The 18,908-nt window shown below is 70.1% G+C and carries 15 protein-coding genes; 7 read left to right on the top strand and 8 right to left on the bottom strand.

What is annotated here, in order from left to right; translation table 11 throughout:
- Window positions 1-98: 98 nt before the first annotated feature.
- The 7 genes from AC5LXK_RS21835 to AC5LXK_RS21805 all read right to left on the bottom strand — a co-directional run bounded on the left by AC5LXK_RS21835 (window position 99) and on the right by AC5LXK_RS21805 (window position 9,527).
- Window positions 99-2,339 (bottom strand): tetratricopeptide repeat protein, encoded by a 2,241-nt coding sequence (locus AC5LXK_RS21835; RefSeq protein WP_493393546.1) that lies wholly within the window; start codon window positions 2,337-2,339, stop codon window positions 99-101.
- On the bottom strand, window positions 2,336-4,579 hold the full coding sequence (locus AC5LXK_RS21830; RefSeq protein WP_493393544.1) for a tetratricopeptide repeat protein: 2,244 nt from the start codon (window positions 4,577-4,579) through the stop codon (window positions 2,336-2,338). Before AC5LXK_RS21830 ends, AC5LXK_RS21835 begins: the two co-directional genes overlap by 4 nt.
- A gap of 42 nt (window positions 4,580-4,621) precedes the next feature.
- Window positions 4,622-6,841 carry a tetratricopeptide repeat protein gene (locus AC5LXK_RS21825; RefSeq protein ID WP_493393543.1) on the bottom strand — a complete coding sequence of 740 codons (2,220 nt, stop codon included), beginning with the start codon at window positions 6,839-6,841 and terminating at the stop codon, window positions 4,622-4,624.
- A 189-nt stretch (window positions 6,842-7,030) separates the two neighbouring features.
- The gene (locus tag AC5LXK_RS21820; RefSeq protein ID WP_493393541.1) at window positions 7,031-7,693 is read right to left on the bottom strand and encodes a PulJ/GspJ family protein; all 663 of its coding nucleotides are present in this window, start codon (window positions 7,691-7,693) and stop codon (window positions 7,031-7,033) included.
- On the bottom strand, window positions 7,677-8,108 hold the full coding sequence (gene gspI, locus AC5LXK_RS21815) for a type II secretion system minor pseudopilin GspI (protein WP_493393540.1): 432 nt from the start codon (window positions 8,106-8,108) through the stop codon (window positions 7,677-7,679). Before gspI ends, AC5LXK_RS21820 begins: the two co-directional genes overlap by 17 nt.
- Before the next feature lie 308 nt (window positions 8,109-8,416).
- On the bottom strand, window positions 8,417-8,623 hold the full coding sequence (locus AC5LXK_RS21810; protein WP_493393539.1) for a hypothetical protein: 207 nt from the start codon (window positions 8,621-8,623) through the stop codon (window positions 8,417-8,419).
- Window positions 8,624-8,927: 304 nt separating this feature from the next.
- Window positions 8,928-9,527, bottom strand: a complete 600-nt coding sequence (locus AC5LXK_RS21805; protein WP_493393538.1) for an alpha-ketoglutarate-dependent dioxygenase AlkB family protein — start codon at window positions 9,525-9,527, stop codon at window positions 8,928-8,930.
- Between the two features lie 242 nt (window positions 9,528-9,769).
- On the opposite strand from AC5LXK_RS21805, the gene AC5LXK_RS21800 reads away from it, so the two are divergent.
- Complete coding sequence (locus tag AC5LXK_RS21800) at window positions 9,770-10,357, top strand: malonic semialdehyde reductase (RefSeq protein ID WP_493393537.1); 588 nt, start codon at window positions 9,770-9,772, stop codon at window positions 10,355-10,357.
- A 21-nt stretch (window positions 10,358-10,378) separates the two neighbouring features.
- On the opposite strand, the gene AC5LXK_RS21795 is transcribed toward AC5LXK_RS21800, so the two are convergent.
- Entirely contained in the window at window positions 10,379-11,524 is a 1,146-nt protein-coding gene (locus AC5LXK_RS21795; RefSeq protein WP_493393536.1) for a metallophosphoesterase, read from the bottom strand.
- A 187-nt stretch (window positions 11,525-11,711) separates the two neighbouring features.
- On the opposite strand from AC5LXK_RS21795, the gene AC5LXK_RS21790 reads away from it, so the two are divergent.
- The 6 genes from AC5LXK_RS21790 (at window position 11,712) to AC5LXK_RS21765 (ending at window position 18,902) form a co-directional block, all read left to right on the top strand.
- On the top strand, window positions 11,712-12,614 hold the full coding sequence (locus tag AC5LXK_RS21790) for a LysR family transcriptional regulator (RefSeq protein ID WP_493393535.1): 903 nt from the start codon (window positions 11,712-11,714) through the stop codon (window positions 12,612-12,614).
- A 370-nt stretch (window positions 12,615-12,984) separates the two neighbouring features.
- Window positions 12,985-13,278 carry a hypothetical protein gene (locus tag AC5LXK_RS21785; RefSeq protein ID WP_493393534.1) on the top strand — a complete coding sequence of 98 codons (294 nt, stop codon included), beginning with the start codon at window positions 12,985-12,987 and terminating at the stop codon, window positions 13,276-13,278.
- On the top strand, window positions 13,275-14,324 hold the full coding sequence (gene mdtN, locus AC5LXK_RS21780) for a multidrug transporter subunit MdtN (protein ID WP_493393532.1): 1,050 nt from the start codon (window positions 13,275-13,277) through the stop codon (window positions 14,322-14,324). The genes AC5LXK_RS21785 and mdtN overlap by 4 nt, the downstream gene beginning before the upstream one ends.
- A complete protein-coding gene (locus tag AC5LXK_RS21775) occupies window positions 14,305-16,356 on the top strand; it encodes an FUSC family protein (protein WP_493393531.1) in 2,052 nt (683 codons plus the stop codon). Before mdtN ends, AC5LXK_RS21775 begins: the two co-directional genes overlap by 20 nt.
- Window positions 16,343-17,887: a TolC family protein gene (locus AC5LXK_RS21770; protein ID WP_493393530.1), complete on the top strand. Its 1,545-nt coding sequence runs from the start codon at window positions 16,343-16,345 to the stop codon at window positions 17,885-17,887. Before AC5LXK_RS21775 ends, AC5LXK_RS21770 begins: the two co-directional genes overlap by 14 nt.
- A 307-nt stretch (window positions 17,888-18,194) precedes the next feature.
- On the top strand, window positions 18,195-18,902 hold the full coding sequence (locus AC5LXK_RS21765) for an MgtC/SapB family protein (protein ID WP_493393529.1): 708 nt from the start codon (window positions 18,195-18,197) through the stop codon (window positions 18,900-18,902).
- The last annotated feature ends 6 nt before the right edge of the window (window positions 18,903-18,908 follow it).

Here is an 18,908-nt window from a genome sequence, read left to right as displayed (position 1 = left end):
CAAGAACATACGAAGCCGCGATGGCAGCGGCGTGGCGGGTGCTACGGACCATTCCGGCCGCACATGAAAGGTCCGTAGCTTTTGTCACAGTCGGCCGGTCACGCGGTGTCGCCATGCGCGCGGATACGGGCCGCGAGTGCGTCCGCCACGCGCTCGACCAGCGCCGGCCAGTCGCCGGGCCGCCCCTGCCGGAACAACGTCGCGGCCGGATACCACGGGCTGTCGTCGCGCTCGAGCAACCAGCGCCAGTCCGGCACGCGCGGCAGCAGCACCCACACCGGGCGCCCGAGCGCGCCGGCCAGATGCACGACCGACGTATCGACGGCGATCACGAGGTCCAGCGCGTCGACGAGCGCAGCCGTTTCCGCGAAATCCGTCAGCGCCGCCTCGAACGACAGCACGCCGCTCGCCGCGACTGCGTCGGCATCGCGTGCTCGTACGCCCACCTGCAGGCTCACGAACGTCGCGTCGAGCGCGACGAGCGGCGCGAGCGCGGCGAACGCCATCGAGCGGTTTTCATCGTTGGCATGATTCGGGTTGCCCGACCAGGCCAGCCCTACCCGTAGCCGTCGGGACGGCGCAGCCGCATCGAGCCGGCCGGCCCACGCGGCACGCCGCAGCGGATCGGCATGCAGGTACGGCATGTCGGCCGGCACCGTATCGAGCGTCGTCCGGAACGCGAACGGCAGGCTCATCATCGGGCAATGAAGATCGAACGCCGGCGCCGGCTGGCCGTCGGCGACGACACCGCTCACGCCGCGCAAGGTGCCAAGCAGGCCGGCCAGCGCGGCCGGCGCGTCGAGCAGCACGGTCGCACCGCGATCGTGCGCCAGGCTCGCATAGCGGCAGAACTGCAGCGTGTCGCCGAAGCCCTGCTCCGCGTGCAGCAGCAGCGTGCGGCCCGCGAGCGGTTCGTCGCCGGTCCATTGCGGGCGATCGGCATGGCGCCGGTGCAGCATCACGTCGGCGGCCTCCCAGCGCGCCTCGTGCTGCCGCCAGCCGGCGTCGAAGTCGCCCATCACCAGGCGGCAGAATGCTTCGGACCGGCGTGCGATGCCGTGATTCGGATCGCGCACCGTGGCCAGCGCGAAATCGGCGAGCGCAGCGTCGTAGTCGCCGATCTGCTGGCGTGCGACCGCGCGCGTGTAGATCTCCTGCGCGGTCCGTCCCGGCGTGCCGGCCGCGGCGGCATAGCTCGCCAGCGCATCGTCGTAGCGGCCGAGCAGTTGCAGCGCGATTGCGCGATTGCACAGCACTTCCGCATGCGGGCCGCGTGCGTCGAGCGCACGGTCGTAATGCGCGAGCGCTTCGTCGCACGCGCCCAGTGCACGCAACGCGCCCGCCCGATTGCGCAGCGCGTCGAAATCCGCCGGCACGCGCGAAAGGGCTTCGCCGTATGCATACGCGGCTTCCTCGTGCCGTCGCAGCCCGAGCAATGCATTGCCGCGGCCGATCCACGCGCCGACGTTGTCGCGGTCGCGTGCCAGCAGTCGATCGCTACGCTTGAGCAACTCGTCGTGCAAATGCAGCAGGTCGAGCGCGACGCAACTGACGAACAGCAACTGCCTGTCGTCCGGCAACCGCGCCAGCGCTTCGTCGAGACACGCGAGCGCTTCGGCCGGCCGTCCCAGTTCGATCAGCGTGTAACCGCATGCGTAGACGAGATCGGGGGCCTTGCCGCGCACCACCATCGCGAGCTGAAAGCAATGCAGCGCCTCGTCGCCTCGACCGAGCGCGCGCAGCGCATGGCCGCGTTCGGCGAGCGCCGCCGGATCGTCCGGATCGATCCGCAATGCGCGCTCGATACTGATCAGCGCGTCGGCAGGCCGGCCAAGCGCGCGCAATGCCTCCCCTCGCCGCACCCACGACATCGCGCGCCCCGGCTCACGCGTCAGCGCAAGATCGTACGCGCCCACGGCTTCGCCGTGCCGGCCGAGCGCATGCAGGGCGTCGCCGCGCGCCGTGTGCGCCGGCGCATGGCCGGGATCGCGCGCGAGTGCCTGCGCAGCGGCGTTGAGCGCCTCGCGATGTCGACCCGCACCGGTCAGCGCCGCAGCATGATTCACGAAATTCCACGGCTGATTCAGCCCGAATTGCATCGATCGCGCGATCAGCGGCTCCGCGCGCGCGGGTTCCCCGAGCTGAAGATGCACGAACCCGAGCAGGTGCAGCGCCTCGACGTGGTCCGGCATCATCGCCAGCACACCGTCGTAGAGCTTTCCCGCTCCGGCGAAATCGCGCTGTTCGAGCCGCGCGCGCGCATGGCGCAGCGCATCGTCGATGGCGGCCCGCAGCGGCGCGGCACCCGCGCCGAACGCCGGTGCCCGCGCCGTGCTCATCGCGTCGCTCCCGCCACCAGCGTCGGCAGCGCGTCGCGAATCCGCTCGACGACCGGCGCCCACTGGCCACCCTCCGGCTGGCGGAACAGTCGCGCGCCCGGATACCACGGGCTGTCGTCGCGATCGAGCAGCCAGCGGAAATCCGGCGTATGCGGCAGCATCACCGCGAGCGGCCGGCCGAGCGCGCCGGCGAGGTGCGCGACCGACGTATCGACGCTGATCACCACATCCACCGCATCGACCAGCGCGGCCGTTTCCGCGAAGTCCGTCAGCTCGTCGCCGACGAAGCGGATCGCGCTCGCGTCGAGCGCCGCCCGATCCTCGTCGCGGATCACCTTCTGCAGGCTGATCCATTCGTAGCGGTCATCGAGCAGCGGCGCCAGGTCGGCGAGCGTGACCGATCGATTGCGGTCGTTCAGGTGCAGCGGGTTGCCGGCCCACACGAGGCCGATGCGCGGCCGGTCGGTCGCCCCCAGACGCGCGCGCCAATGTGCGACGCGCTCAGCATCGGCCCGCAGGTACGGCGTATCCGCAGGAATCGACGCCAGACCGGTGCGGAATTCGAGCGGCAGGCTCAGCAGCGGGCAGTGCAGGTCGAACGGCGGCAGCGGATCGCCGCGCGCGACGAGCACGTCGACGCCGTCAAGCGTCGCGAACAGCGCCTTCAGCTCGACCGGCGCCTCGACCACGACGCGTGCGCCGAGCGCCTTCACGAGCGGCACGTAGCGGCAGAACTGCAGCGTGTCGCCGAGCCCCTGCTCCGGATACAGCAGGATCGTCTGCCCGTCGAGCGGCATTCCGTGCGTCCAGCGCGGCTGCGCGAAGTCGCGCCGGCTGCCGTCGAGCTGGCTGTCGCGCCAGCGCCATTCGTACTCGGCCCAGCCGGCCTCGAAATCGCCGGTCGACAGGCACAGGAACGAACGCATGCAGTGCGCGTGCGCAAAGTCGGGATCGATGTCGATCGCGTCCGCGTACGCGCGCAGCGCGTCCTCATGCCGCCGCAATGCGCGCAACGCGTTGCCGCGATGGAAGTGCGCGAGCTTGTCGCCGGGCGTCGCGTTGATCACGCGCGTGAAATCGTCGAGCGCGTCGCCGTAGCGATGCGTTTCGAGCCGGACGCGTGCCCGTGTGAACGACGCGGGCGCATAGTGCGGATCGATCGCCAGCGCGCGATCGCACACGTCGTGTGCATCGTCGTGACGGTCAACCCGCATCAGCGCGCTCGCGTAGTTGCACAGCACGCCCGTGCTGCGCGGCTCCACGTCGAGCGCGCGTGCATAGCTGTCGACCGCGTCCGCATAACGGCCGAGGTAGCTCGCCGCATTGCCGCGATTGGCAAGTGCGCGCGCATGGCGCGGATCGATCGCGATCGCACGGTCGCAGCGCACCAGCGCCTCGTCGTGCCGGCCGAGCTGCTCGAGCGCGATCGAGCTGTTGAAGATCGCGTCGACGAACGTGGGGCTCGCCGCGATCGCCGCGTTGAAATCGGCCAGCGCGTGGTCGGGGTCGTGCAGATCGAGATACGCGACGCCACGCAGGAACAGCGCTTCGGCACTGCCCGGCCGCAGCGCGAGCGCGTGACCGTAGCTGTCCGCCGCGTCGCGAAAGCGCCCGAGTTCGCGCAGCGCGAGCCCGCGCCCGCGCATCGCGTCGAACGTGCGGCCCGCGAGCGCGATCGCGCGGTCGCAGTCGGCAAGCGCATCGTCGAAGCGGCCGAGCGCGCGCAGCATGTCGCTGCGCTTCACATGGCCGTCGGCGAAACCGGGCGTCAGTTCGAGCAGCCGATCGTAGACCGCGCGCGCCTCGTCGTAGCGCGCGAGCTGCGCGAGCAGCCCGGCCCGCTGGAACAGCACGCGCTGATGCACGGGATTGATCGCGAGCGCCTCGTCGAGCCGCGCGAGCGCATCGTGCTCGCGCCCGAGCCCGGCCAGCACCGCCGAGTAGTTCGCGAGCGCCAGCGGCACCGGCTGGCGCTCCACCGAGCGCCGCATCAGCGGCTCCGCATCGTCGAGCCGGCCCTGCTGGAAGCGCACCGCGCCGAGCAGGTGCAGCGCCTCCGGATGCTCGGGATCGAGCGCCAGCAGTTCGGCGTAGGCATTCTCCGCATGCTGCAGCGCGCCCTCGTGATGCGCCTTGCGCGCACGCACGAGCAGCCGGTCGAGCTGCGCGGTATCGGGTAGACGGCGCTCCGGCGCGACCGGCGCGCTCGCCAAGGTCGTCCCTTCCCCGTTCGGTGTCATCGTGTGGCCCCCACTGATCGCTGTTCGTATTGCGTGTCGTGTCTAACGTGTCATCGATTCGAGCGCGGCACGCACCGCGTCGATCGCATCCGTCCAGTTGCCTGGCGCGGACTGGCGAAACAGCCGCGCGGACGGATACCACGGGCTGTCGCCGCGTGCCCGCATCCAGCGCCAGGCCGGCGGGTCGGGCAGCAGCACCCAGACGCGCGCGCCCAGCGCACCGGCCAGATGCGCGACCGCGGAATCGGCCGTGATCACGAGATCCAGCCCGCCGATCAGCGCGGCCAGATCCGCGAAGTCGCCGAGTTCGTCGTCGACGCGGCATACCGGCGCGTCGGCCAGCAGCGCTGCGTCGCGTTCGTTCATGGATGTCTGCAGGCTGATCCAGTCGACGTCGAGATCGAACAGCGGCGCGAGCCGCGCGAAATCGATCGACCGGCCGGTGTCGTGCCGGCGTGCCGACTCGCCCGCCCACGCGAGCCCGACACGCAGCCTGCGCCGTGCGCCGAGCAGCGTGTCCCACTGGCGTGCGCGCTGCGGGTCTGCATGGAGGTACGCAGCGGTCGGAATGGTGTCTTCGCCGATACGAAACGCATGCGGCAGGCTCGGCAGCGGCACGTGGCAATCGAATGCGGGCAGCGGCTCGCCGCGCGCGATCACGCGGGGCGCACCGCCGAGCGACGCCATCAGCGTGCGCAGCGACGCCGGCACTTCGAGCACCACGCGTGCGCCGCGTGCCGCGACGAGCGGCACGTAGCGGCAGAACTGCAGCGTGTCGTTGACACCCGGTTCCGCATGAATCAGGATCGTCTTGCCGTCGAGCGGTTCATCGCCGCGCCACACAGGTTGGGCGAACGCCCGCGCCTGCCGTGCGACCTGCGGATCGCGCAACCGCCATTCGTACTCGGTCCAGCCGCGCGCGAAGTCGCCTTCCATCAGCAGCAGCGATGCGCGCGCGCAATGCGCACCGGCGAAATCGGGTTGCAGCGCGATCGCCCGGTCATACGCCGCGAGCGCGTCAGCAACCTGCCCCAGGTCGGCCAGCAGGTTGCCGCGCGCCAGCCAGTGCGTCGCCACGTCGGCGCGCAGCGCCAGCGCGCGATCGAGCGACGCGAGCGCGTCGTCATGGCGGTGCAGGTCGTGCAGTACGTTGCCGCGGTTCGTCCACGCGTCGGCGAAATCCGCGTCGAGCGCGAGCGCGGCATCGTAGCTGGCGAGCGCCGCATCGAAGCGCTGCAGGTCGCGCAGCACCGTGCCGCGATTGCACAGCGTGTCGGCCGAATGCGGATCGCGCGCCAGCGCCCGCTCGTAGCTGTCGAGCGCGTCGTCGTAATGGCCAAGCTGCCGCAACGCGTTGCCGCGGCCCGCCAGTGCACGGACGTGATCCGGATCGCGCGCCAGCACGCGTTCGCAACGCGCAAGCGCCTCGTCCGCGCGGTCGAGCCGCTCCAGCACGGCCGCACTGTCGCAAAGCGCGTCGAGTCGCGCGGGGTCGGCTGCAATCGCCTCGTTGAACGCGGCAAGCGCTTCGTTGAGGCGGTCGAGTTCGGCGAGCGTGCGGCCGCGCTCGGCCATGAGCGCGGCGACGCCCGGCCGGATCGCATGCGCACGATCGAAACAGTGCAGCGCATCGGCCGCACGCCGCATCGCGCGCAGCACGAGGCCGCGGTTGAACCACGATTCGAACGAGTGCGGATCGACCATCAGCGCACGGTCGTAGGTGTCGAGCGCGTCGTCGAGACGGCCGAGCGCGCGCAGCGCCCCGCCGCGGTTGCACCACGCGTCGAGCACGAGCGGCGACACCGCCAGCGCGCGGTCGAACGACGCGAGCGCATCGTCGTAGCGGCGCAGGCCGATCAGCGTATTGCCGCGGCGCACGAGCGTCTGCACGTCGTCGGGCGCCGTTTGCAGCGCGGTCGCGAAATGGCCGAGCGCCTCGTCGCCACGGCCGCGCTCGCCGACGATCGCCCCGAGATCCGACAGCGCACGCACGTCCGGCGCGATCGCGATCGACTGGCGCAGCAGCGCTTCGGCATGATCGGCCGCGCCGCACTGGAATCGCAGCACGCCGTACAGATGCAGCGCCTGCGGATGATCGGGCGCCTTCGCGAGCACCGCGAGATAGTCACGTGCCGCGTCGTCGAACTGTCCGGCGCTGTGCCGGTTCTGTGCGCGGCTCAGGATCGCCGCCGATTGCCATTGTCCGGGCGCGTCGTGTCCCGACGCGCCCGCGTGTGCATCATGCCGGTGCTCGACCGTCACGTTCGCCCCCTTCCCGTTTGCCGATGCCGCCGCTGACCCGGTCGATGGAACCGGTCGCGGCGGTCATGCTCGTGACGAGACTAACGGACGGCCAATAACAGACGTATGACGAAAGTTACGGACCATTTTGCCCGGGGGACGGAACGGCTTTCCCCCGCGTGGCCGCGTGGGCCGGACGGCATCGTGCGCTCACTGTCCGATCGGGATCGTCCGCACGTACTCGACCGCCGGCGCCCCCATCGTGACCGCGAAGCGGACACCGCGCGGCACCGGTACCCCGATCGACGTAGAGTTGCTGATGCCGTGCTGCGCGAGAAACTGCGCATAGGCCTGTTCGACGACGGTCTGGCTCGTCGTCCATCCGTCCGGCGGAATCCACACGGAAAGCCGCATCGTCCGCGCATCATTGCTGACCACCACGCGCGCGAACGCATCCATGTGTTGCAGCGCGCCCTCCACGTCGGCCAGCGACGCGAGCGGCTGCGACGCGCTGCGCACGAGCTCGCGCCCCTTCAACTGGTAGCGCACGACCTGCATCTGCGTCGGTCCGCCGCCCACCCCGAGATGGCGCACCATCACGAGTTCGTTCGGCCGGATGCGCAGCGGCGGCCCGAACACTTCGTCGGGCGTGACGAGGTTCGTCAGGTCGAACTGCAACTGGGAGAAGTAGCGGCCGAGCAGCCGCGTTTGCGCCAGATTCGACGCGATATCGTCGCGACCGCGGATCGTCGCGTCGAGGCCGCGCCACGACAGCAGCGCGATCACCGCGAGCAGCGCGATCGCGACCAGCATCTCGATCAGCGTGAAGCCGCGCTCGCGCGCCGCCGCGCGCGGTTCAGCGGCGCGCTTCATTCTGGATCACCGTGACGACTTCGGCGAGCACGTTGCGGCTCGACGCGGACGGATAGACGCTCACCGTCACGCGCCGCACGAGCGGGCTCGGCAGCGCGGCCACCGACTGGCGGCACACGAAGCGGTAGCGGCCCTGCGGGCACGCAAACGTGTTCGTGCCGACGGACGGCCAGGTCGACGCGATGCGGATCTCGCCGAGCGTGTTGTCGGCGCTCCATAAGGCGAGCAGGCGCATGCGCGCCATGTCGGTGTCCGATGCGAGCGCGCCGATCGCGCGCATCACGGCACCCAGCGCCACGGCCACGATCGCCAGCGCGATCAGCACCTCGATCAGCGTGAATCCCCGTTCCGGCGCCCGCGCCGTGCGCGATCCGCCGCGCGCATGGCGGTAGTAGTCGGTTCTGTCGTCGCACATGACCTGCATCATTCTTGTCGATGGGTCGGCGTCCGGCGTTCGAACCGCGGCGCAGGCCGCGGCGCCGGCGCGACGGACGCCGTGCGAGGACGTTAAGCGCGACGTATGGCACGCACGTGTCGAATGGTACGGACCATTTGGCGCGGCACGCGCCGGTGGACGGGCGTGCCGGCGCACCGCCGAGGCGTCGCGCAGGGCGCGCGTCGCGGCGGGCGGAACAACGAAAACGGCAAACGATCGGGAAAGCACCGTCCGGCAACGGACGGCTGAGGGAAAGACGATCCTCGGGCGGGATCGCCGCGACGGCGTCAGGCCATCACGGCGGCGTCATAGTCGGCGCGGGCAAGCTGCCCGGCGGCGTATGCCTCGGCTTCGCCGCGAAAGCCGTCCCGGCTGAACGCCACGACTTTCACGCCGACGCCGGTCGCCCGCTTCACCGTCAGCGCCCATTGCCATCCGCCGTCTTGCTCGAAGACGTGCAGCGAGGGTTCGAAGGAAGGGTCGAGTACGGTCACGCGTTTTGCTCCTGCCCCCTTGCGTGCCGCATCGGCAACGCTCAGGGCATGTCGAAAGGATCGCGCCGGTGTGCCGACGCGCTTCTGCCATTCGACAGTCTAGTCAATTATTGTTGCGACGCACCATCAGAGGTTTCACTCATCTATCGGAACCGGGCGGTCGATGAAATTTACCTGAAACCCATACGGGACGGGCCTCCGGGCGATCCCGGGCGGCACGGAATCGCATTCATGCGGCAACGTGCCGCACACGCGGCCGATTGCTTGCATCCGCCTTTCGTGGATCGCAAAAACGGGGAGCGATCTATCCGGGCACCGCCATCACGCGCCGGAAGGTCAGGTTGACCCGCTCGCCCTGCACGCCCGGCGCCTTCGGCACGCGGTGCTGCCATTCCGCCTGCGTGCGCCCGCGCATCACGAGCAGACTGCCGTGCACGAGGCGGTACGCGTGCGTGACGCCGGTCGTGCGATGGCGCAGGTCGAACACGCGCATCGCGCCGAGGCTCACCGACGCGATCACCGGCTCCACACCGAGTTCCGGCTCGTTGTCCGCGTGCCAGCCCAGGCTGTCCAGCCCGTTGCGGTAGCGATTGAGCAGCACGCTGTTGAAACGCGCGCCGCACGTCGCCTCGACCGCCTGCTTCAGGCCGAGCACGGCCGGCGTCCAGGGCGCCGGTACATTGCGGATCCCCGAGTACACGTACACGGCATCCGGCTCGCCCTGCCATGCGGTGAGCCTCGGCAGCGGAATGCGCCCGCGCGGCGTGCGGATCGTGTCCTGCCGCCACGCGACCTCGTCGATCAGCGCGGCAAGCGCACGATCGGCGTCGGGTAGCGCAAGCCAGTCCGGGTGCCAGTCCACATCGGGCGCGGGGGTATCGGCGAAGAGATCGGGCGTCGACATGTCGGAAGGAACGGGCGAGGAAGGGAGCGAACGATGCATGTCTGCATACTAGCCAACGGCGCCGCGCACCGCCATGCGCTGTCATTCACCGGTGAAAGGAAACCGCCGCGCACCGCGCCGCGCTGCTCGTTGGCACATCACGCTATCATCGCGGCGTGTCGCGACACGCCCCGCCGAGGGGTGTCGCTTTCTCCCGCCATGCCGGCCGGCGCGACCCGGCCGCTTTCTTCCCGGATCCCATCATGACGACGCTCTCCGATTCCGCCCTCGACCAGCTGTTCCTGTCCGCTCGCACGCACAACGCGTGGCAGGACAAACCCGTCGACGACGCGCTGCTGCACCGCCTGATCGACCTGACGAAATTCGGCCCGACGTCGGCAAACTCGAGCCCCGCGCGCTTCGTGTTCGTCAAGTCGCCCGAAGCGAAGGCGCGCCTGAAGCCCGCGCTGTCCGAGGGCAACCTCGCAAAGACGATGGCCGCACCCGTCACCGTGATCGTCGGGATGGATTACGCGTTCTACGAGCACCTGCCGCGCCTGTTCCCGCACGCCGACGCACGCAGCTGGTTCGCCGGCAACAATGCGCTGATCGACGCCACGACCTTCCGCAACGCGTCGTTGCAAGGCGCGTACCTGATCCTGGCCGCGCGTGCGCTCGGCCTCGATGCGGGCCCGATGTCGGGCTTCGACGGCGCGAAGGTCGATGCCGAATTCTTCGCGGGCACCGCGATCAAGAGCAACTTCCTCGTGAATCTCGGCTACGGCGATCCGGCCGGCCTGTTCCCGCGCAGCCCGCGCTTCGATTTCGACGATATCGCGCGCATCGAGTAACGACGGCCGCGTGGCCGCGGGCTAGCCGCGCGTCAACCGGATCAGCGTGATTTCGGACGGCACGCCGAAGCGGTTCGGCGGCCCCCAGTATCCGGTGCCGCGGCTCGTATAGAGCCACATGTCGCCGAACCGGTTCAGCCCGCCGATCACCGGCTGCTGCAGCCGCACGAGCGGTGGCCACGGCAGGAACTGGCCGCCGTGCGTATGGCCCGACAGCTGCACGGTGAAGCCCGCGCGGTTCGCCGCTTCCGCGCTGCGCGGCTGGTGCGCGAGCAGGATCTTCGTGCCGACGTCGCGCGGCGCACCCGCCAGCGCCTGCGCGGGGTCGCTGCGATGCGCGGGATCGAACCCGCCCGCCGTGAAATCGGTCACGCCCGCGAGCACCGCGCGTGCGCCGTCGTGCTCGATCAGCACGTGTTCGTTCAGCAGCACCGTCAGCCCGATGCGGCGGAATTCGTCGATCCATGCATGAGCGCCCGCGTAGTACTCGTGGTTGCCCGTCACGAGGAAGCTGCCGTGCCGCGACCGCATCCGGCCGAGCGGCGCCGTATGGTCGCGCAACCGCTTGACCGAACCGTCCACCACATCGCCCGTCACCACCACCAGGTCGGCTTCGAGCGCATTGACCGCGCGCACGATCCGTTCGATGTACGGCCGCTTGATCGTCGGCCCGACATGGATGTCGGACAGTTGCACGATCGTCAGCCCGTCGAGCGCGGCAGGCAGCCCCGCAACGGGAATCGACACGCGCTTGACCGCCGCCGTGCGCCGCGCGCCGACGAACCCGATCGCGGTGACGAGCACCGCGGCCGCCAGCACGCCGAGCGCCGTATCGGGCGCCGCGCCGCGCCATGCGCCGTCGTGCCCGAGAAGGCGCCACGCGAATACGCCGAGCAGCACGAATTCGCGCAGGAGCGTCAGCACCAGCAGCGACGAGAAGAAACCCATCACGAGCGCGCCAACCCAGCCGACCAGCGTCGCGGCCCAGCCTTCGTCGAAGCGGCGCGAGAACATGCCGACCGGGATCAGCACGACGAAACTCGCCAGCACGAGCGCCGCGATCGTGCGCGCGACCGGCGACACGAACGCGTCGGGAATGATCCGCATCCCGACGTACAGATGGAACAGCGTGCCGATTGCAATGAACCGGACAAAGAAACTTCGCATGAAACGTTCACCTTCGTTGCGATACCGCTTCCGCGCCGCGCATCGCACCGGGCCGTGATGCCCGGGCCGCGCGGCGCGCCCTACACACGATGGTACACAGATCCCGGCCGCGACGACCGGTCGCGCCCACAGCTGGAGCGGCGTGCGGCTTCGCGCGATAATCGGCCATCCTCCCGCCGCCACGCCCATGCGCTTCGATCTCGTCGACCTCAAACTCTTCACGCACATCGCGGAGGCGAACAGCCTGACGCGCGGCGCCGAACGCGCGCACCTGTCGGTGCCGGCCGCCAGCACGCGCATCAAGCACCTCGAGGAGCAGGTCGGCGTGAAACTGCTGAGCCGCACGAGCCAGGGCGTCACGCTGACCGCGCCGGGCGAGACGCTGCTCGCGCATGCGCGCCGCGTGCTGCGCCAGCTCGAACAGTTGACCGGCGACCTGCAGGAATATGCGTCGGGCGTGAAAGGCCACGTGCGCGTGTTCGCGAACACCACGGCGATGAGCGAGTTCCTGCCGGGCGTGCTGCGCCACTATCTCGTCAAGCATCCCGACGTGACGATCGACATGCAGGAACGGCTGAGCCCCGACATCGTGCGCGCGGTGCAGGAAGGCGTGGTCGACATCGGCATCGTCGCCGGAGACGTGCGCACCGACGGGCTGCAGGCGATGCCGTACCGGCGCGACCGCCTCGTGCTCGCCACCGCGCTCGGGCACCCGCTCGCCGAACAGGCCTCGACGCCGTTCGTCGCGACGCTCGACCACGACTTCATCGGCCTCGCCGAAGCGAGCGCGATCCACAATTTCCTGAAGCGCGCGGCCGCCGACGTGCAGCGCACGCTGCGCTGGCGCATCCAGGTCAGCAACTTCGAGACGGCCTGCCGGATGATCGAGGCGAACGTCGGCGTCGGCGTGCTGCCCGAGGGCACCGCGCGCCGTCACGCGAAGACGATGGCGCTGCGCCTCGTCGCGCTCGAGGACGACTGGGCCGAACGTCAGCTGCAGATCTGCGTCGCCGATCTCGATGCGCTGCCGCGCTTCGCGCGCGATCTCGTCGACCTGCTCGTCGCGGACGCGCTGGGCCAGCCCGGCTGACCGGATTCAGGTCGATTCGAGCGGCAATCGGCCGCCCAGGCTGCCATTGCACTGCGTCGACATGGCAAAGCCCGCCACCCTTCGTTCGTCTGACGATCCTTTACAGTCCGTTAGCAACCCTACGCGAGCGGGTGCTGGCAGAATCGCGACGGTCCGGCCGTCGCAGCCGAAGCGCATTGCCGGACCGACCGGCATGACCGGCGGCTCCGCCACGGCGAGCGACGGCTCGTGCCGCGCACGCGCGCCGGATCGCTGGCGATCCGCATCGCGCTGATTTATTATCGGCTCCGTATCCCGGAATCGTCGTCGCGGCGACGATCCGCATTGCGCCGCGCCCGGCTTCCACCCCCAACGTCGAGCTCGTCACACCATGAGAAAAACAACGCCGCGCGCGCCCCTGCGCGTCGCCGCCGTCCTCGTGCCCGTCCTGCCGCTCGCAGGCTGCGCATCGCGCGGCGCACCGTCGTACGTGCTGTTCGGCGCGTATTTCCCGCTCTGGCTCGTCAGCGCGATCGTCGGCGTCATCGGCGCGATCGTCGCGCACCGCGTATTCGTCGCGACCGGCTGGGCCGCCACCGTGCCCTACCAGCTCGCCGTGTGCACCGCGATCGGGCTCGTGGTCGCCGTGATCGTCTGGCTCACCGGCACGGGGCCGTTCGCATGAAGGCCGCCGGACTCCCCCGCCCCTCCGTGAAAGGCCGCGTGATCGCGCTCGCGATCGTCGCGCTCGGCATCGCCGCGCTCGTCTATGCGTACTACCGCACGACGGCCTACCCGTCCACCGACGACGCATCGATCGACGCGGACGTCGTGCACGTCGCGTCGCCGGTCGGCGGCCGCATCGTGCAGCTCGCGGTGCATGAAAACCAGCGCGTCGCGAAGGGCGACCTGCTGTACGTGATCGATCCCGTGCCGTACCGGTTGACGGTTGCGCAGGCGCAGGCCGATCTCGAACTCGCGCGTGCGTCGCTCGACACGCGCCACCGTTCGCTGATCGGCGAGCGCTCGAACGCGGCCGTCGCCGCCGAACAGGTCAAGCGCGCGACGCAGAACTACGATCTCGCGACGCGCGACGTGAACCGGCTCGCACCGCTGGCCGCGCAGGGCTACGTCAGCGCGCAGCAGTTCGACCAGGCGAAGGTGCGCCAGCGCGATGCGTCCGTCTCGCTCGCACAGGCGCAGGAGCAGCAGCGCGCGTCAGCGCAGACGATCGGCGACGACGCCGACGCGATCGCGACGCTGCATGCACGCGAAGCCGCACTCGCCCGTGCACAGCACGCGCTCGACGATACGGTCGTGCGCGCGCCGCACAACGGGCTCGTGACGGGCCTGAGCGTGCTCCCCGGCGAAACCCTCGCGCCGAACCAGTCGATCTTCACGCTGATCGACGCGAGCGAATGGTTCGCCGTCGGCAATTTCCGCGAGACGTCGCTGAGCCGCATCGAAGTCGGCGACTGCGCGACCGTCTATTCGATGATCGATCGCAGCCGCCCGCTGACGGGCAAGGTCGTCGGCATCGGCGCCGGTATCGCGGACAGCGCGCGCATCAACCTGCCGCGCACGCTCCCGATCGTGCAGAACTCGGTGAACTGGGTGCACGTCGCGCAACGCTTCCCGGTGCGCGTGAAGCTCGACGAACCCGACGGCAAGCTCGTGCGCGTCGGCGCCAGCGCGATCGTCGAGGTCCGGCATGGCACTGCCTGCCGCTGACGTTCGCGCGCCGGGCCCGCGCGAAGTCCTGCGGCTGCTCGTGCCGTTTCCGGGGCGCATGGCCATCGCCGTGCGCGTCGCGCTGATCTGCGCGCTGACCGCGCTCGTGGCGGCCGCGTACGGCACGCCCGAAGCCGCGCTGTCCGCCTACGTCGTGTTCTTCATGATCCGCGCCGACCGCGTGACGAGCGTCGTGCTCGCGGCCGCGCTGCTGCTGATCGTCACGATCGTGATCGGGCTCGTGCTCGGCATCGCGATCTTCAGCATCGACTATTCGATCCTGCGGGTGGCGTGCATGGCCGTGCTGTCGGTCGCGCTCCTGTACCTGACGTCCGCCAGCAAGCTGCGCCCCGTGGGCGCGATCCTCGCGATGATCGTCGGCTTCGGGCTCGACCAGCTCGGCCTCGCCCCGTTCGGCGAAGCCGCCACCCGCGCGCTGCTCTATATCTGGCTGACGATCGCGATCCCCGTCGGCGTGGCGATCGTCGTCAACCTGCTGATCGCGCCGTCGCCGCGCAAGCTCGTGCACGCGCAACTCGCGAAACGGCTGCGGCTCGCCGCGCGACGACTGCGCGGTGACGACGATGCGCACGCCGCGTTCGACGCGAGCCTGCGCGAAGGCGACAAGCAGTTGCTCACGTGGCTCAAGCTGTCGAAGCTCGAAGGCTCGTCGACCGCCGCCGATGTCGCGGCGCTGCGGCAGGCCATCGCATCGAGCACCACGCTGATGGTCGGCGTCGCGCTGGCCGATCGCGAACCGGACGCGCGGCTGCCCGACGCGTTCTCCACGCCGATCGCCGCGACGCTCGACGACATGGCCGCCATTCTCGAGCGCGGCGGCTACCCGGTCGACGTGACGCTCGCACTGCCGCCCGCCGACGCATTGCCGCCGCTCGCGCGCGTCGCCGCAACCGATCTCCAGGCCGCGATCACGCATTTCGCGGAGCCGGGCGTGACGGCCGACGCGGCGCCTGTCGCCCCGGCGGCCACGCCCGAAGCACCCGAAGCACCTGCCGCGCCGCCGGCACCGGCACCGAAAGGCGGATTCTTCCTGCCGGACGCGCGCACCAATCCCGACCATATCCGCTACGCGCTGAAGACGACCGCCGCGGCGATCTTCTGCTACCTGCTGTACTCGCAGCTCGACTGGTCGGGCATTCATACCTGCGTCGTCACCTGCTACATCGTGTCGCTCGGCTCGACGGCCGAGACGGTCGAGAAGCTCACGCTGCGGATCTTCGGCTGCCTGGTCGGCGCGCTGCTCGGTACCGCCGCGCTCGTGTTCGTCGTGCCGGCGCTGTCGTCGGTCGGCCACCTGATGGCGCTGGTGTTCGTCGGTGCGTGGCTGTCCGCGTGGATCGCGTTCGGCTCGCCGCGCATCGCGTATGCAGGCTTCCAGATCGCGTTCGCGTTTTTCCTGTGCGTGATCCAGGGTGCCGGCCCCGGCTTCGACCTGACGATCGCGCGCGACCGCACGATCGGCATCCTGCTCGGCAACGTCGTCGTGTATCTCGTGTTCACGCGCATCTGGCCCGTCAGCATCGGCAAGCAGATCGACGTCGCGTTCGCCGCGCTGCTCGACCAGTGGCGACGCATCGCGCAAATCGCGCAGCCAGCCGAGCGCCGCACGCTCGCGGCCGAAGCGTTCGCGCGCCACGGCGCGATCGCGCAGGAGCTCGGCCTGGTCCATTACGAACCGTCGTGGGTGCGACCGGCCGCGACGTGGCTCGCGACCCGACGGCGCGCGCTCGCCGAACTCGGCGCGATCGAAGGTCCGCTGTTCCTGCTCGCCGAACGCAAACCCGGCGACGCGGCGATCGGCACGCAACTCTCACGCGTGAGCGCACCGCGCGACGACGAAGCCGCGCCCCGCACGGACGCCGCCGCGCCACCGGCCCCGCCGCCGGGCGCCGCGCCCACCGACCCCGCGCGCGACGCGCTGCTGAACCTGATCGACACGCGGCTCGCGCACATCGCCGACGCCGCCGGTCAAGCCACACCGAAGGAGCCTGTCCCCCATGCGCGTACCTGAACCACCGGCCGTCTCGATCGCCGCCGCCGCGCTCGCGACCGCCGTCGCGCTGGCCGGCTGCGCGACGTCGTCGATCGATCTGGCGCCGGAGGCGTCCGACCGCCCGTGGCAGCCGCAAACGTCGGCCGCGGGCGACATCGTGCCGGGCCCGCCGCGTGCGTCCGCGCAAGGCGCCCATGACTACACGCTGCCCGCGTCGCCGGCGCTCGCGTCGGTCTCGCCGCCGGCCACGCTCGATGCCGCGCATCCGTACACGCTGCCCGAGCTGATCGATCTCGCCGAATCGGCGAACCCGCTCACCCGCATCGCCTGGAACGACGCACGCAATGCCGCGCTCGCGGTCGGTCTCGCCAAGTCCGCCTACCTGCCGCGCCTGTCGGCCACGGCGATGGGTGCGTACCAGACGAGCCACGGTTCGACGTCGACGATCCTCGGCGATGCGTCGAGCAACACCACCGTGCACGGCACGATCTCGGCACTGTCGCTGCAGTGGCTGCTGTTCGATTTCGGCGGCCGCGCGGCACGCGTCGAAGCAGCCGAACAGGCATCGATCGCATCGAACGTCGCATTCACGGCCGTGCACCAGCAGGTGATCCACGACGTGACGGTCTCGTACTACCGCTACGAAGCCGCGCGCTCGCGCGCCGTCAGCGCGCAGCAGGGCCTCGCGAACGCGGAGGCGATCCTCGCGGCATCGCGCGCGCGGCTCAAGCACGGCGTCGGCACGGTCGTCGAGCTCGCGCAGGCCACGCAGAACCGCGCGCAGGCGAACCTCGCGCTCGTCCAGGCAAACGGCGCGGAAAGCGACAGCTACCTCGCCCTCGTCTCCGCGCTCGGCATCTCGCCGCTGTCGAAGCCGACGATCGCCGCGCTGCCGAAACGGCCGCTGCCGCCCGCGCTCGGTTCATCGGTCGATGCAATCGTGTCGGACGCGATCGCGCGCCGCCCCGACCTGCAGGGCGCGTTCGCGGTCGAAAAGGCCAATCGCGCGAAGATCAAGGCGGCGGAAGCCGCGTTCATGCCGAAGATCTTCCTGTCCGCGTCGACGTCGTACGCAAGCGGCGGCACGGCCATCTCCGCGCTGCCCGCGATCGGCGACCAGGCGCCGACCGTCAACCTGAACGGCAGCCGCTACGGCGGCGGCGTGTTCCTCGGCGTGACGATCCCGCTGTACGACGGCGGATTGCGCTCGGCCGTGCTGATGCAGGCGCGCAACGATGCGGAAAGCGCGTCCGCGCGCCTCACGCGGACCAAGGAGGAAGCCGTGCGCCAGGTCGTCGCCGCGCAGAACGCGGTGCAGACGAGCCTTGCGTCGCACGACGCCGCGAAGGCGCTCGTCGATGCCGCGCAGACGAGCTACGACGCTGCGCTCACCGCCTACCGCAACGGTGTCGGTTCGGTCACCGATGCGACGATCGCGCAGAGCCAGCTGCTTGCCGCCCGGAACGCGGAGGTCGACAGCTACGCCGGCGCGCTGTCGGCCGCCGCCGCGCTTGCACTCGCGACGGGGACGATCGGCTCGGCGCAATAGCGCAGCCGCCGCAAGGCGGTTGACGCAGGCGCGCGCCGCCCACTAGAATGCCGCCCATTCTTCCTTCAGGAACCATCGTGGACAGTTGCAGCACTCCGTTGCGTGCGCCGCTTGCCGCCTGAACGCCTGTCCGACGCAGTTTTCCTGCCCCGGCTTGCGTTCCGCGAGCCGCACGCCTACCCGTTTCACACTGAATGACGCATTCGCGCGGTAAAGTACCGCGCGATGACGGCTATTGCCGCGTCGCCTTCGGCCTTGCGCCGCGGCGACGCAGGCCGGCATGCGCTTCTTGCACGGCAGGACAACCATGACTTTCGATTTCGCACTCCGTCTTTTCACCGCGTTCGCCTGCGGCGTCGCCATCGGCGTCGAGCGGCAGATGCGCCAGCGCACGGCCGGCCTGCGCACCATCACGCTCGTGGCAAGCGGCGCGTGCCTGTTCGTCACGCTCGGCGTGCTGACCGGCAACGGCGTCGCAGGCGTCACGCAGATCGCCGCGTACGTCGTGTCGGGCGTCGGCTTTCTCGGCGGCGGCGTGATCATGCGCGACAAGGGCTCGATCCAGGGCATCAACACGGCCGCGACGCTGTGGTGTTCCGCCGCCGTCGGCGTGCTGTCCGGCTCAGGCCACTACGTGCCTGCGCTCGCCGGCACGGGCGTCGTCCTGCTCACCAATACCGTGCTGCGCAGCGTCAGCCAGGCGATCAACGCGACGCCCGTATCGAACGCCGATCTCGTGCGCGAGTACCAGATCACCGTGATCTGCCTCGCCTCCGACGAAGTGCATATCCGCACGCTGCTGTCGAACTCGATGTATGCGAAGCCGCTGTCGTTCCAGAGCCTCACGAGCGAGGACGTGCCCGACCAGCCGGACCGGCTGAAGGTGACCGCGACGCTGAAGCTGCATCCGAAGGATCAGCAGAAACTCGAGCAGATCGCGAGCCGGATGAGCATGGAGAAAAGCATTTCCAGCGTGAGCTGGACCGCGAAGGAAGCGGAACCGATGATGGAATGAACGGCG

The organism is Burkholderia pulmonis (assembly GCF_984667975.1).
The sequence above is the reverse complement of the archived record's forward strand: the minus strand, read 5'-3'. Positions and strand labels throughout refer to the sequence as shown.